Source organism: Nocardia mangyaensis, from assembly GCF_001886715.1.
GTDB lineage: Bacteria > Actinomycetota > Actinomycetes > Mycobacteriales > Mycobacteriaceae > Nocardia > Nocardia mangyaensis.
Genome location: NZ_CP018082.1, coordinates 1,326,331 through 1,341,628 on the forward strand (window position 1 = coordinate 1,326,331; position 15,298 = coordinate 1,341,628).

At 65.6% G+C, this 15,298-nt stretch carries 12 protein-coding genes; 8 read left to right on the forward strand and 4 right to left on the reverse strand.

Annotated features, from left to right (window positions below; all coding sequences use genetic code 11):
* Window positions 1–323 precede the first annotated feature (323 nt).
* From BOX37_RS34600 to BOX37_RS06040, 3 genes are all read right to left on the reverse strand, one after another.
* Window positions 324–1,145, reverse strand: coding sequence for an LLM class flavin-dependent oxidoreductase (locus tag BOX37_RS34600; RefSeq protein WP_071926773.1), 822 nt, complete (start codon window positions 1,143–1,145; stop codon window positions 324–326).
* 50 nt (window positions 1,146–1,195) lie between these two features.
* Window positions 1,196–2,191 (reverse strand): alpha/beta hydrolase family protein, encoded by a 996-nt coding sequence (locus tag BOX37_RS34605; RefSeq protein WP_071926774.1) that lies wholly within the window; start codon window positions 2,189–2,191, stop codon window positions 1,196–1,198.
* Window positions 2,192–2,394: 203 nt separating this feature from the next.
* A complete protein-coding gene (locus BOX37_RS06040) occupies window positions 2,395–3,753 on the reverse strand; it encodes a hypothetical protein (protein ID WP_240505227.1) in 1,359 nt (452 codons plus the stop codon).
* A gap of 432 nt (window positions 3,754–4,185) precedes the next feature.
* Here BOX37_RS06040 and BOX37_RS06045 point away from each other — a divergent pair, with 432 nt between their 5' ends.
* From BOX37_RS06045 to BOX37_RS06075, 7 genes are all read left to right on the forward strand, one after another.
* Entirely contained in the window at window positions 4,186–5,781 is a 1,596-nt protein-coding gene (locus BOX37_RS06045; RefSeq protein WP_071931223.1) for a GMC oxidoreductase, read from the forward strand.
* Window positions 5,782–6,251: 470 nt separating this feature from the next.
* On the forward strand, window positions 6,252–7,379 hold the full coding sequence (locus BOX37_RS06050; protein WP_240505228.1) for a GDSL-type esterase/lipase family protein: 1,128 nt from the start codon (window positions 6,252–6,254) through the stop codon (window positions 7,377–7,379).
* A 904-nt stretch (window positions 7,380–8,283) separates the two neighbouring features.
* On the forward strand, window positions 8,284–9,813 hold the full coding sequence (locus BOX37_RS06055; RefSeq protein WP_240505229.1) for a condensation domain-containing protein: 1,530 nt from the start codon (window positions 8,284–8,286) through the stop codon (window positions 9,811–9,813).
* A 62-nt stretch (window positions 9,814–9,875) separates the two neighbouring features.
* Entirely contained in the window at window positions 9,876–11,135 is a 1,260-nt protein-coding gene (locus BOX37_RS06060) for a glycosyltransferase (protein ID WP_240505230.1), read from the forward strand.
* The gene (locus BOX37_RS06065) at window positions 11,132–12,079 is read left to right on the forward strand and encodes an ATP-binding cassette domain-containing protein (RefSeq protein WP_071926777.1); all 948 of its coding nucleotides are present in this window, start codon (window positions 11,132–11,134) and stop codon (window positions 12,077–12,079) included. The genes BOX37_RS06060 and BOX37_RS06065 overlap by 4 nt, the downstream gene beginning before the upstream one ends.
* A gap of 20 nt (window positions 12,080–12,099) precedes the next feature.
* Window positions 12,100–12,936, forward strand: a complete 837-nt coding sequence (locus BOX37_RS06070) for an ABC transporter permease (protein ID WP_084759451.1) — start codon at window positions 12,100–12,102, stop codon at window positions 12,934–12,936.
* Window positions 12,937–12,945: 9 nt separating this feature from the next.
* Window positions 12,946–14,316: a hypothetical protein gene (locus BOX37_RS06075; RefSeq protein WP_071926778.1), complete on the forward strand. Its 1,371-nt coding sequence runs from the start codon at window positions 12,946–12,948 to the stop codon at window positions 14,314–14,316.
* 45 nt (window positions 14,317–14,361) lie between these two features.
* Here BOX37_RS06075 and BOX37_RS06080 read toward each other — a convergent pair whose 3' ends face one another.
* Window positions 14,362–14,694, reverse strand: a complete 333-nt coding sequence (locus tag BOX37_RS06080) for a transposase (RefSeq protein WP_240505231.1) — start codon at window positions 14,692–14,694, stop codon at window positions 14,362–14,364.
* A gap of 235 nt (window positions 14,695–14,929) precedes the next feature.
* On the opposite strand from BOX37_RS06080, the gene BOX37_RS35725 reads away from it, so the two are divergent.
* Window positions 14,930–15,064 carry a hypothetical protein gene (locus tag BOX37_RS35725; RefSeq protein ID WP_276207237.1) on the forward strand — a complete coding sequence of 45 codons (135 nt, stop codon included), beginning with the start codon at window positions 14,930–14,932 and terminating at the stop codon, window positions 15,062–15,064.
* Window positions 15,065–15,298: the final 234 nt, after the last annotated feature.

The window sequence follows — 15,298 nt, forward strand, 5'->3', positions numbered from 1 at the left end:
CTGTATGGCCGCGAGTTATCGTGTGCAAGGGGGCATCTCGCACCTGAGAATCCAGTCGAAGGCGACGTCCATGGTGCCACCATGCCGTGAGCAACTGCTTCTGCTACGGCCAGGCCCCGGAACCGTCCGAGTGTGACTCGCGGTGGTATGTGGTAGCGCTTTCGCGCGGTCAGGTGGCGATGACGGCGCGGCGAGAGGCCTCAGAATCGCAACGAGCAGAGCCGCGATGACTCCAGTTCCGGCAACTGCGAGTCCGCAACACTACCTGTGGTCACGCCCACGCCGGTCTATGACGGGAATGGGACGGAGTAGCCGTGAGTGATTCAAGCGACCCTAGGAGGTCCTTGGCGGACGCGTTTGTGTGTTCCTTCGATGTCGGTGATGTGTGGGAACGTGTATTCCATCCACCAGGTGGCGCCTGCCAGGGCGCAGGCCTCGACAACTGAGGTTTCCTTGGGGTTCTCGGTGCGACCGAATCGGATCACATCCAGAGGTGTATCGAGATTGCGCACAGCCGAGACTTTCTCGACCATCACTTTCAGGTCGTCCGGTTCGACCTCCAACTTGTATGCGTCGGCACAGATCACGCCGTCCCAGCGAGCCGCGCGGGCCAGGGGCTTGGCTGCAGACTTCGTTGCCGCTGTCCAGATCGGGACGCGCGGACGCTGCACAGTCGGTGTGAATCCGTCGGTCTTCACTTGACAATGGGGGCCGTCGTGTTCGATGGGATTACCACTCCAGAGCTGGTCGAGAACAGTGAGCGACTCGTCGAGTTTGGCTGCCCGCTCCGCGGCGGTGCCGGTGTCTCCGAATGCGGAGTAGTCGGGCAGTGCTGAGTACCCAGCACCGGCGCCGAGTGTGACGCGACCCGAGGACAGTTGGTCCAGCGTGCTGACTTCCCGGGCAAGTTTAGCGATGTGGCGACGTGGCACAGGAGTGACGAGTGTGCCGAGACGGATCGTCGATGTCGCAATTGCCATGGCGGTCAACGCTATCCAGGGGTCAGCTGTCGGTTCGACCACCTGCAGGTGGTCCCAAACGAAGACACCGTCCCAGCCGGCGTCCTCGGCTTCACGCGCGAGCTCGGCCAGGACAGCGGCTTCCCCGCAGCAACCGAAGTTCGGTAGATAGAGTCCCATTTTCATTTGTGCGCCAGTCCTTTTTCGCGGCCAGCTTCTCAGAGAAGCAGGGTCTTTCATCGATCGAGACTGCTCGTGAAGAAGTCCAGGATGGGACGGTTGTACTCGTCTTGCCAGAGATGGTTCGCCAGACTGCGCCGCCCTCCGCGAAGCAGGAAGTCCGGTTCGCCCGGATAGCCGTGCGAGCGTAGCTGGCGAGCGACCTTGTCTGCGCACGATACATCGTTGATGCCGTCCATCTCGTGATGGAAAAGTCGGAATGTCGGTTTGGTCGGTGCCTGTCCGTCGTCCCAGCGGGCTTCGTTCGGGTAGCTCTGCGATAGACAGGAATTCCGCTCGATGATGTGCTTGCCGGTCTCGTTGTCGTATCCCGCGCCTTCGACCTTGATGCGCGCTGTCAGTCCTGGCTCGCATCTTCGATGCCAGCCGTAGGGGTCTCCGCTGGAAACCGGTGCGAAAGCAGTGACGAGCGTGTTGAGATGGGTAGCTGCCCGAACGGCCATATACCCTCCGGAAGACAGGCCGGTAAGGTAGATCGCGTCCTCGCTGTCGGCAGGCCGCAGCGACGGAATCACTTGCTGCATAACCTGTTCGATGAACGGCAGATCCAGATTCGGTCGGTCTCGAACCTCGTCGTCCCAGATCTTGCCGCAGATCCGACCGTGGTTGTCGCTCACCTCGCTCGACGAATTGAGCAGAAAGACGGCGAAGCCTTCTTCGACGGCGAGCTCGCTGAATCGGACTTGCGCCGCCGCTGAGCCGAAATTCGACCCGCACCACTGGACATGCTCGCCACCGCCGCCGTGCATGACGATGATCGCACCTTTGGACCAGGACCGTTCCGGGCCTTTCCACTGCACGTCGCGCGGCGTGCCTGACACGTCGACGACGGCGGGTCGCCATCCGCGCTCCGCGCACTGTCGTTCCTGGGGCGAGGCGCCGCCCTGATCGGACCTGCGCTCCAGCGCGACTGCGCCGGCAACCAGAACTGATCCCGCAATCATGGCCGACAGCAGCGCACCGATCACCCACCGGGACTCCGGATACTTCATCGCGTGGCACCCTATTCGGAAAACCGATCCGACCGACAAGATTCAAGCACGCCACGAACCGGCAGGATTCGCTGTTGGGCATCGTCTCTCGGCGAATGACGGACGTTCGCCGCTGAGCTGAGTAGCGCCCGGAACCTTTGCTTCGGCGGGGGAGTGGGTTCGCCTTGCGCAGGACAATCGACACTGTCGCGACGCCACTGAATCTAGACCGCGCACATCGACTGCATCACACCGCGCATGATCGGCGCACCGTAATCGGTCGGCGCGAACACCAAGTCCTGGACGATCGACAACGGTGTGGTGACCGCCGCACCGACTCCGGTGAAACCGGCAACGGTGGTACCCGCCGAGAACAGCAGGCTGGTGATGTCGAGAGTCAGTGTCGCCAGGTCGAAAGCATTCTCCACCTTGACCTGCGCCAGCGGCACGGTCTGTAGTGCCTGGCCCTCGGCCAGGTCGGCGCCGAGGTTGGCCAGGAAGGTCACCGGACCCATATCGAGGGCCTCGACCAGAGGTCCGAGATCATCAGCGCGGCGCATCAGCATCGGCTTGGCCACCTGGTTGCTCGCCAGGAAGCTCTGCAACGCGTCGGCGGTCTCGTGCATCGCGGCCCGGTCCATCTGCACGGCGCCGGAGTCGAAATAGGCGCGCGCACGTTCGACGACCGTGGCCAGAGTCAGTTCGGCGACCGGTGTGCAGCTGCCGTTCGCGGTCATGACTGACGCTGCCAGCGCCTCGATCGCGGGCGGAACCTGGACCGGTTCGATCACGGCTTCGTCGAGCACCAGCGGCGGATACACATTTGGTGCGACGCATCCCGCGTCGATCGAATTCTGTACCGCGCGGGCCAGTGCTTTCGTTCCGTTGAACATCGCGCTGACCACTGGCTCGAGGAAGAATCCGACTGTGGGAACCATGCCGGCGGTGAGCTTGGCCGGGATCTTCACGATGCCTGTCGCGAGCACGAACACCTCGATCGCGTCGTTGACCGTGAGGTGTGAGACCGACATCGTCTCGTCGATCCGTCCGGTTCGCACCGCGTCGAGGCCGTTCACGAGGTAGGTGACGATCGGATCGTCGATCTCGGCGGTCCGGGTCCCGACCAGGTCCGGACGCATCGGCAATCCGTCTCGGTGCACTCGCACTGCGGCGATCGAGGTGCGGAAGTCGGCGACTTGCTGGTCGTAGCCGGCGAGCTGGTCGGGCCCGACCGTGCCGCGCAGGACCGACGCCGCAGCGGTCACCACATCGTCGAATGTCGGTGCGCCACTGGTGCACATCTGCTCGGCCTCGGCGATCGGGGTGGCCGCGAGTGTTTCGACGGTGTCGCCCTGGGCGATCCCCGGGGCGTACAGCATGCCCGTGATCAGGGTGAGCGCTGTGAGCGAGCTGATGCTGGCGGACAGACGGGGCGTTGGAAATCGCATGCGGTGGTCTCCGGCTAGAACGGTGGCAGGTGAGTCCGACGAGCCGAACCTAGGGCGACGCGGTGTCCCGAACGGTGCCGATAAATGAACAGTTGACCAACTTGGTCCTGTGTTCAGTTCGTCGAGATCTGACACCCCGAGCAACGCGAGTAACCGTGTTACCGTACGACGGCTTCGCTGTGACGCACCTCGTGGTCGACAGCAAGCAAGCGCACCGAAGTGATGAAGCAAGCGGATGGCGTACAGGGAGCGTGTCGTATGTGTCGGTCGAGTCAGCGCGAGTTCGCGATGGCAGGACGACTCGGCGTGGTGGTAACCATTCGTCGTACGGGCGCGGTGTCGGCGGTCGGGGCCGACACCGCCAACATGCCTCCGGCCACCCCGCGTGCGAATACTCGAGCAGGTATGGATCCTCTTCCTGCTCGGCAGTCTCCCGTGTAGCCGCTCACCGGCTGCGCCTTCGGCTGATCGACACCGGGCCTCGGACTCGATTTGCCGAACGCAAGAAGTCCCGAACAACCCAACCCGTTCTGCCTGTTTGGTCAGACAAAGATGAAGGATCTCGTGATGCCCGCATTCTCGCGCCGCTCCCTGCTGGGCGGTGTTGCCGCTGCTGGTGCCTTAGCTCTGGGCGCACGTTCGGTCGGTTCGGCTGCCCCGGCCGCCGCGCAGCCCGGCACCGTCCCGCTGACGCGGGAAGAGCACAGGGTCGTGGTCATCGGCTCGGGATTCGGTGGCGGCGTCAGTGCCCTGCGACTGGCGCAGGCGGGGGTGCCGGTGACGGTGCTCGAACGCGGACTGCGCTGGCCCACCGGCCCCAACGCCGAAACCTTCCCCCGGGCCTCATCTCCGGACAAGCGACTACTCTGGTATCGCTCCAGCCCGAACCTGTTCGGTCGCCCCATGATCTTCGAGCCCTATACCGGCCTGGTCGAAGCCGTGCCGGGAGTGAATATGACCGCCCTGTGCGCGGCGGGCGTCGGCGGTGGCTCCCTGGTCTACCAGGGGATGTCACTGCAGCCCACCAGGGAAGTCTTCGACACCCACTTCCCGGCCGAACTCGACTGGGCGCTGATGGACCGGGTGCACTATCCGCGGGTGGCCGCGATGCTGAAACTGGCCGAGGCTCCCGACGAGCTGGTCGCGAGCGAGAACTACCGCGCAGCAAGAGTTTTCGCCGAACGTGTACAGCGGGCCGGTATGCCACTGTCGAAGATCCCCATGCCCATCGACTGGGATTTCGCGCTCGCCGAACTGCGCGGGGAGATGAAACCGTCCTACACCAACGGTGACGGTGCGATGGGCGTGAACAACGGCGGCAAGCATTCGGTCGACGTCACCTACATCGCGGCCGCCGAGGCCACCGGTCGGGTGACCGTCGAGACCCTGCACGAGGTGACCGATGTCGAACGCGGCACCGACGGCCGGTGGATCGTGCACGTGCTGCGCCTGGACACCACCGGTGCGGTGGTCGAGAACAAGATCCTCTCCGCGGGCACCCTGATCATGGCCGCGGGCAGCCTCAACACGACTCGACTGCTGGTCCGTGCGGGCGCCAAGGGGTTGATCCCCGATCTGCCCGACGGCCTCGGCCAGGGCTGGGGGACCAATGCCGACCGGATCTACGTCTGGACCGATCCGTCGGCCGAATTCGGTGCGCCCCAAGGCGGTCCGGTGGTCTACGGCAGCAAGAACTGGGGCGATCCGCGTTCCGCGCATACCGTCATCCAGGCGTCGATCCCGCCGCTGTCGCTGGACCCGCGCAGCACCATGATGGTCGGCTTCGGAGTCAGCGACGGCCGCGGCACCTTCGCCTACGACTCGGGTCGCGACGACGCGATCCTGCACTGGCCCTCCGCCGGCGACAGCGACATCCAGAACAATCACATCGGCCCCGCAGTGCGCCGCATCGCCGGACCCGAGGGCATTCTCCTCGATACCAACGCGCTGTTCCCGTCCACCTGGCACCCCTTGGGTGGGGCGAGCATGGGCGCGGTGTGCGACCTCGACGGCCGTGTGCACGACCAACCCGGACTCTATGTCCTCGACGGTGCGCTGATGCCCGGTAACACTGCGGCCTGCAACCCGTCGATGACCATCGCCGCGGTCGCTGAACGGGCATTGGACAATATCGTCGCCCGCGATATCGGCACCCTCATCTGACCTGTGACTACAGGGAAACAAGCGATCGTGAAGATTTCCTTTGCACGATTCGGCGCACTATCTCAGGCCCATTCGCGGATGGATACCGCGGCCTTTCCGATGAGATCGACAGGAACGCCTCAGATGTGGCAGTCGTCCGTAGCAATGGTCGATTCAGACGCGACCAATGCCATGTCGTGCGTAGCAGCGCGGCGAATCACCCGACGTGAAGCAGGAGTTCGATGATGAAATTCTCCGACATGACAACTCCCCCTCGGCAGCGAATCTCATCGGCCTGGCGCGTGCCCATCGCTGTCGCCGCTACAGCAGGCACCATGGTCGTGGGCGCAATACAACCCGTTCTCGCGATACAACCCGCCCTCGCACAGGCCCGAGAATCTGGTTGCGGGGGAGAGCATTTCGTAGCGTCGTGGGCGGCCAGCCCGACCGATTCGGTGACGCCGATGGATGCGTCCGGTGGGCCTGTCCCGATGGCCGTGAACAATCAAACCTTCCGTATGGTCGTCACCCCGCATCTGGGCGGAACGCAGGTACGGGTTCGTCTGACGAACCGATTCGGTCTCACACCTGTCACCTTCGACACCGTCAGCGTCGCTGATCAGGTGTCAGGGGCGAGCGCAGCGAACATCACACCGGTTCTGTTCGGCGGCAAGCCTTCGACCACGCTCGCGGCCGGAGCCGATGTCCTCAGCGACCCGGTGCCGTTCACTGCCGCCTCTTTCAGACCGCTGGTGGTCAGTATCCACGTCGCCGACCCGGTCGGTCCGCCGACCAAACACTGGAATGCCAACGCCACCTCCTACTATTCCCCTGCCGGTAGCGGCGACCTGACAGGACAACCCGACCCCACGGGGTTCACCGCCACGACCAACGCCTGGTTTTACGTCAATGCCCTGGATGTGCTCGCACCCGCCCAGACTCGAGCGATCGTCGCTTTCGGCGACTCCATCACCGATGGCTTCGTCGGTACCACCGCGGCCGCTGTCCCCGCCGACCGCGCCGTGGCCGACACGAATGGACGCTACCCGGACTTCCTCCAACGCCGGCTCGACGACGCGCGTATTCCTGTCTCGGTCGTCAACGCCGGAATCGGCAGCAACCGCCTCTTGACCAGCGGTGAACCGCTGCTTCTCGGTCCCAGTGGCCTTTCCCGGTTCGAACGCGACGTACTCGACCAGGCCGGAGTCAGCGGGATCCTTGTCCAAGAGGGCATCAACGACCTCGGCCTGCCCCCACACGCCGACGCGGCATCGATGATCGCGGGATATGAGCAACTGATCACCACGGCGCGCCGGCACGGCAAGAAGATCTGGATCGGCACCTTGCTTCCAGCCTCCGACGCTGTTGTCAACGGTGTCGTGTTGGCCCCCCGCAGCGAGACCGACCGTCAGCAGATCAACACCTGGATACGTAGCCAAACCCTCGCCGACGGCATCGTCGACTTCGACGCCGCCCTCCGTGACCCCGCCAATCCCGCTGTCCTTCAGGACGTCTATGCCAGTCCGGACCGCCTACACCCCAACCCCGCCGGCTATCGGGCAATGGCGGATACGATCCAGCTGTCCATGCTGGAGGGGGCTCGTTCCCCCGCCTGTTGACGCCGGGCGTACCGGCACACGCTGCACGGTCGTCGGCGTCTAGAGGCCCTCACGGGCCTTGGATGCCGGCACCGAAGGTCCGAGCTCGCTGATCTGACATAGTCGGACGGTCGGGCGACTCAGCACACCGTTCCGGTGACCTACGGGGGAGTGCCCCACGTGTCCGCCGTCGAGGAAGCCGGGTCCGGTGGAGTGAAACTCATCGATGTCTCCGGCGATCTGAGCGGCGGGCCGACGGCGATAGCCGGCTCGGCAGGCGGCGAGTGTCCGGCTTGTTCGACATCGTGCCCGGCCAACATAGCCAGGCGTCCTCGACTTGGAGACCTCCGGACGACGGTCCGGTAGTTGGTGCCCAGTTCGGCGGCGCACGCGCACGCCGATGTCTCGTCGTAGAACAGCGACCAATGGGAACGACGGACGCCGTTCGACGCCTCGTGAGGAGCCCCGCACCACGGTGATGTCCTCGCCCTCACTGTCGTCCAAGGGATGACTCCCGTCGGTCGCCGGACAACGCTTGTCGAGTATTTCCGGCCGACCATCCCGGATGCGCCAGTTTTCGTATAGCGAGCGGCGTATATGAATTGCGTCAAGTGAACATAAGGAAAATGTACTTGGACGATCGACCAGCAGTGGCGTGATGCGCACGCAAACATTTTTTCATCTGTAGTGAACAAAATGTCGACGGGCATTTCTGTTACTGGATTTCACATTCAAACGTCTTGTCCAGGATTGTCGAACTCGTGATGCGATTTATGCAAACATGCAGGCTGAACGGGTTCGTTCAATGCGGCGGTGACAGCCGTCACCATGGCGCTACTTTCAGTAGATTCACATATACGATCTATCTCGCCAAGGCTTCCCGGAAATTTATTGCCGCCGAAGTTCCGAAGCATCAGATGACACAGTGCGGTGTTATCCTACAATCCCGCCTTTTTGCCGCTTCGGCGTGCATTCGTCACGAGGTGAACCGGTCATGGAGTACACCCACCTGTCCGAATTCGAAATCCGTTCAGGCGTCTTGTCGATATGGACGCCCGTACTCGCCACCGACGCATGGCGGCTCGACGATCGTCCGCTGACCAGCGTGCACGCCGACTACTGCGCGAGCGTCGATCCCGCCGATCCGCTGCCCGGTCGCGGCCGCTGGATCGGCACCGTCTTCGAGATGGATGCCCCACTCGACGGCCCCACCTGGCGCGAGACGCTACGGCGCTGGCACTCCAGGCACGAGGGCCTGCGCACCACGGTGCGCATCGTGTCCGCGGACGAACCGCGCAGACTCGTCGCGACACCCGCCGCCGTGGGGATCGCCGAGCAATCAGTCGCCGGACTCACCGACGGCGCCCGGATCAACGAATTCCTCCGCGGCGCCCTCGAAGAGCGTCTGTCGCCACTGGTGTGGCCGCATTGCCTCGCGGCCACGATCGAGCACGCCGACACCGGCGATTTCACGGTGCTCGTCGCCGCTGATCACTCCGTGATGGACGCCTATTCCCAAGCCATCCTGATCCTCGAACTGCGCACGCTCTACTACGAGGTCATGGCCGGCGAGCTGGCGCGTGAGTCGGTCACTTTCGGCAGCGCGGCCGACTTCGCCGTCCTGGAACGAGCGAAGGCGGCCGAACTGGGTCCGGATTCCGCCGCGGTCGCGACGTGGCGCGAGTTCCTCGCCGACGGCGCGATGCCGCGCTTCGCCCCGCATGCCCAGCGGCCCGCTCCCGCGGACCTGCCCCAGCCCAGCGTGTCGCGGCGGCTGCTCGATCTCAGCGAACTCGAGCAGCTCGAAACGGTCCTCGACCAGGTGCGCCACCGGATGTCGGTAGCGGTGTTCGCCGCGTTGGCCGTGGCCAATCAGCAGCGGTTCGGCGCGAACCGGATGCGCACCGCGATGCCGATCGCGACCCGCCCTGACCTGCGCTGGATGGAATCCATGGGCTGGTTCGTCAATGTGGTGCCAGTCGATATCGCCTTGCCGACCGGCGCCGACATCACCGAAGCCATGGATCTCGCACGCGCCGCGCTGCGCCGTTCGCGCACCGCCAACGACGCCTCCTGGTCGCGTGTATTTGACCTGCTCGACGTTATCGAAACGCCGCGCTTCGGCATTTCCTTCCTCGATATCCGGGTCCTGCCCGGCTACGAGTTGGTCGCCGACCTGCGTGGACGAACCTTGCGCGCGGAGTCGTACTCGCCCGACGAGGTGTTCCTGTGGGTCGTACGGGCAGCCGACGGACTCTATGTGTCGACCCGGTATCCTGCCGGGCTCCCCGCCGAAGTGATGGACGAATTCCTGACCGTGTTCGGGCAGGTACTGTCGTCGATCACCGCCGAGGTACATCCGGGTCCAGCTGCTGACCTGCTGGTGCCCGCCGCGCTCGCGCTCGCCGACGCAGCGACCGGACGCGCGGAAACACCAGAGCCGGCCGACGCATGAGCCCCGCGTACCGACGCGCTGCGTGTCGCCGTGCAGGCGGGGTGAGCCGATGCGGGTCACTGTTGGCTTTCACCGGCAGCCGAGGAGACGCCCAGCCCGGCATCCTGCTGGCCCGTGCGCTGCGCGAGCGCGGGCACGACGTGACGTTGGCACTCGCGCCGAACCTCGTCGCCTTCGCTCATCACCACGGTGTTCCCGCGGTGCCGTTCGGCCGCGATACCGCCGATCTCCTGCACGCGCAGCGCACCGACCGACGCTTCACCAGCCGCGATCCACGCGCCCGGCTGCGTGCGCTGTTCGACCTGCAGCGACGTGGAGTGCCCGAGCAGATCGAGGACCTACGTGCCCTGGCACCCGGACACGATGTAGTGGTGGCGGGAATGGCAGGAGAGGAAGCCGCCGAGTCGGTGGCGCGGGCGGTCGGACTGCCGTTCGCGGCCATGCACTTCTTCCCGATCCAGCCGAACAGCGCGGTTCCCGTCGCACCGATTCGCTGGGCCGGCCACCTTCCGGGGTTCGTGCACCGTGGAGGTTGGTCGGTGCTGGCCCGCGCACGAGCCGCGGCCCTGGCGCCGGTCCTGCCGGTCAGCACCGGGCCGAATGTAGCGAGCGTGCGAATCCAGGCGTACGACCCGTTTCTGTTCCCTGGTGTCGACGAGCAGCTGCCAGGGCCGTTCGTCGGGTTTCCGGTCGATTCGGACGGATTCCTCATCAGCGCAACGGATTCCGTTCACTCTGAACCGCCTTCGCAGACATCTTCTCTCGAGTCCTGGCTGGACGCGGGAACTGCCCCGATCTACGTCGGATTCGGCTCCATGGATGTCAGCGACCCTTCCGCATTCGTTGCGATGCTGCGTGAGGTCTGTGCCCGGCGAGGTCGTCGGCTGCTGCTCGCGTCGGGCTGGGCGACGATCGCCCCGGGATTCGAGGATGCCGTCGCGATCGTCGGTCAGGTCGATCACGCCCGCGTGCTACCCCGTTGTGTCGCCGCCGTGCACCACGGGGGTGCGGGCACGACCGCCGCAGCACTGAGAGCCGGTGTGCCGCAGGTGATCTGCTCGGTCCAGGCAGATCAGCCGTATTGGGGTCAGGCGCTACAGCGGCTCGGCCTCGCGGCCACGATTCCCGCGAAGAAGCTCACCGCCGAACGCCTCGACGCACTACTCGATCAGGTCTCGCGTCCCGACGTCATCGAACGTGCCGCGTGCTACGCCGCCGATTTCGCCACCGACGGTGTCGAGCGAACCGCCGATGCCGTCGAGGCACTGCTGGGTTCACCGATCGCCCCTGAACTGCTCCGTTCCGCCGGGAGGCAACAGTGAATACCGACATCGCCATCCGCACCACCGGTCTGGGCAAGTCCTACGGCGATTTCACCGCCGTCGGCAGCGTCGACCTGACCATCGCGGCGGGCACCGTGTTCGCCCTGCTCGGCCCCAACGGCGCGGGCAAGACCACCACGGTCCGCATGCTCGCGACTCTGGTCCGTCCCGATCGCGGCACCGCCGAGATCTTCGGCTACGACATCGCGCGCGACGCGACGGCCGTGCGCTCGATGATCGGGCTCACCGGCCAGTACGCCTCGGTCGACGAAACTCTCACCGCCAGTGAGAATTTGCGGCTGTTCGGCCGCCTGCTCGGGCTCACCCGCCGTGCTGCCGCACGCCGCAGCGTCGAATTGCTCGCGGAGTTCGAGCTGTCGCAGGTCACCGACCGGCCGGTGAATCAGTTCTCCGGCGGTATGCGACGTCGTCTCGACCTGGCGGCGACGCTGATCACCGATCCGCCGCTGATCTTCCTCGACGAGCCGACCACCGGTCTCGACCCGCACACCCGCGACAAGACGTGGGGCGTGATCCGACGTCTCGTCGCCCGCGGCGCGACCGTGCTGCTCACCACGCAATACCTCGAAGAGGCCGACGCGCTGGCCGACCGGATCGCCGTCATCGACCGCGGGACGATCGTCGCCGAGGGCACCGCGGCCGAGCTGAAATCCTCCATCGGCGATCAGGTGTTGCGCCTGGAACTCGCCGACCCCGCCCAGTCCGCCCACGCGGAGGCCATCGTCGCCGCACTCACCGGGGAGGTACCTGAAGGGTCGTCGGCGGGCAACCTCACCGTCGCGCTCACCGATGCGGGCACCGCCGCCGATATCGTCGCCGCCTGCCGCGCCGCGGGCATCGCACTGCGCGGTTTCGCTGTCGACCGTCCCGATCTCAACGCCGTGTTCCTCGCTCTGACCGGCACCGACCGCGTCGCCGCCTGATCCGAAAGACCGAGGCCACCATGACTGCCACCATCGCCGAGAGCACCGTCGAGCACCCCACACCGCCGACGATCGACCGCCGTCCCCGCATCACCCACGTGAGCCTGCGGGCCTCGCTGTTCCAGTCGCTGATGATGGCGTGGCGAGGTCTGCTCACTTTCCGGCACAGCCCGCAGTTGCTCTACGACGCGCTGCTGCTGCCCATCGTCGGGCCGCTGCTGTTCGGCAGCATCTTCGGTACCGCCATCGCGGGCAGCATGCAGGCGTACCTGCCGATCCTGATTCCCGGCGTACTGGTGCAGATCGTGCTGACGTCGTCGGTGGCCACCGGAGTGCAACTGTCCGAAGACATTCGATCCGGCGTCTTCGATCGGTTCGTCGCCATGCCGATCGCCCGGTCCGCACCGGTCGCCGGCGCGCTGCTGGCCGGCGCGACCAGGTATGTCATCGCCGCGACCACGGTGGTGATCGTGGGATTCGCGATGGGCTACCGGCCCGATCATCCGGCCGGGCTCCTCGCCGGTGCGGTGCTCGTCGTCCTGGCGACCACCGCGATCAGCTGGTTGTTCGCGTTCATCGGCGTCACCGTGTCCAGACCCGCCGCCGTGCAGGGCATGTCGATGCTGGTGCTCACCTTCCTGAGTTTCGCATCCAACGCTTTGGTGCCCGAGTCGGCCATGCCGACCTGGCTGCGTTATGTCTCCGACTACAACCCGGTGTCCTACCTGGTGTCCGCGGTGCGCAGGCTCGCCGAAGACGGCGTGATCGGCACCGACGCCCTGTGGTCGGTGGTGGCCTCACTCGTGATCGCCGCCGTCTTCGCACCCCTGACCGTCCGCACCCTGCGTGCTCGCTGAGGAGCTCTCATGACACTCACCGCCCCTGCCCAATTCACCGCGCCCGTCGCCGTCAATCGGCTCACCGCCGACGACGACCTATTCCTCAAGCTGCACAGCCTCTACGGCAACGCACTGGTCAATCAACTCGCCTGGCGGTTCGACAAGCCCCTCGACCCCGAGATCCTCACCCGCTTCCACGCCCACCTAGCCCACGGGTTCCTGGCCCGGCGCGTGCAACCGGTCCGGGTTCCGTTCGCCCGCCCCTACTGGCTCCCTGCCACCGAATCGCTACCGCTGGTATGGGAGTCGGTGCCGGTCGCCGAAGACGAAATGCTGGACTGGTACTTCGCGCAGAGCCGGGTCGACTTCGATCCCACCACCGGTCAGGTGTGGCGGCTCTCCGCGACGACGACCACGACCGGCGGGACGCTGGTGTCGCTGGTGACCTCGCACGTGGCATCCGACGGTGGCGCGGTGCTGTTCGCCGTAGGCGACGCACTGGCCCGGCTCTATGATAGCCCCGACGTGACAGCGGGTTCTGGACAGCTGGTCGGGTCACAGCCACGGAACGCGCTGGCTGCGAATGTCATCGATGCGGGCCGACAGCTACGCGCGGTCGCGCACGGGATTCGCGCGGCGATCGCCGCCCGTGGCGTCGTCGAGCCCGACCGCAACCCTCGCCCCGCACTCCCGGAGTTCCCCCTGCCGACCCAGTGGTCACCGGCCGACCTGGTGGTCCAGCTCGATCTCACGGAGTGGAACGCCGCTGCCACACGGCATTCCGGCACCACGAACGGGCTCCTGATCGCCCTGGGCGCCGGTATACTCGGTCGCAGTGGGCGGGTCGGCGACACCGCAGGCATCCGCGTCGACATCCCGCATTCGATGCGCACTTCCGACGATCCGCGCGCCAATGCCACCACCGGCTTGCCGATCTCGGTCACCTATCGCGCCGACGAACGCATCGACCTCGCCGCCGTGCGCTCGGCTGTGAAGCGTGCCGCCACCGCCTACCGCGACCCCGCGACCACGCCCGCTCTGCAACACCTCCAACCGTTGCAGATGGTCCTGCCCCGTTTCGTCCTGCGCCATTTCGCCCGCACCGCAAAGGCCCCGGAATGCCTGTGCACCAACCTCGGCGAAACCGCCAGTGGGGTTGCCGATTTCGCGGGGCACCACGCCTCCGCCGTCCTCATGCGACCGGTCGTGTGCACCAATGACACCGACATGTTCCGCCGCGTGGAGGTAGGTGTGAATCTGTCCTTCTCCACCGACGGCCACACGGTCACCTTGGCGGTCACCGGTGCCGACCCCGACCGCTTTCCCAGCCGCGCCGCGCTGCGCGAGTTGTTGTCGGCAGAATTCGAGGCCTGGGGATTGGCCCCGCAATTCTGGTGAACCTCGGTGAGTCATGCTGATCCGGCATCTCGGACAAGATGAACGTCAGGCAGCTAACTCCCCGGGGCCGAAGGACGGATTCCAGGGGTCGTTGCAAGACGAGTGTGTCGCGCCTGCAATTCGTTCAAGATATTGTGCGAGTGATTCCAGGATCTCCTCCGCGGTCTTGGGCCAGACGAACGGCTTCGGGTCGGCGTTCCGCTGCTCGATCCACACGACGATGTCTTTGTCCAGTGCAGCGCTTTTGTGAACCCCACGGCGCAGGAGATGGCCGGTGAGGATCTCGAACCAGCGCTCGACCTGATTGAGCCACGACGACCCTGCCGGGGTGAAATGCATATGGAACCGTGGATGTTTGGCCCGCCAGGCGTTGACCATCGGCGTCTCCGAGCAGCTGGACCCGGTCTCGGGCCAGGCCATGCTGGTGCCGCGGAACGGGCGGCCGCCGCAAGGTGATCGACCTGGAGTGGCTGCGGCGGGGGTTATTCAAGCCGTCGGCGAAAGGGCTGCTGACCGCGCTGGCGCGGTTGCGGGATGTCAACGCACTGGTTCCGGCGTCGGTGGTGCTGCAGCGGCGCCTGCTCGGGTGTCGGCTTAGAGGTTGTCGGAGCGGGTGAGTCAGCTGCGGCGGCTACGGGAGCATCAGCTGGCGGTGCTGGTCGCGACCGTTGTCGCCCTGCGGGCGCGGGCGACCGATGATGTGATGGACTTGTTCTACCAGGTGATGGTCAACGACCTGATGTCCTAGGCCGAGCGGCAGTCCAATAAGGAGGAACTGCGCCGGTCCCCGCGGGTCTCCCGCAGCGCGGGCCAGATCTCGGTCTGCCCAGAAGTCATCCTCGCAGCGTAACGGGCACCGGGTCCTCGAGCTGTTCGCCGTCATCGCCCGCGACAACAAGTAGAACGCCGAGTTCAACGGCATCGGCTACGCCGCTGACGGCGAAGCGTCCAAAGGCCGACATCTACCAGACCTGGCAGAGTA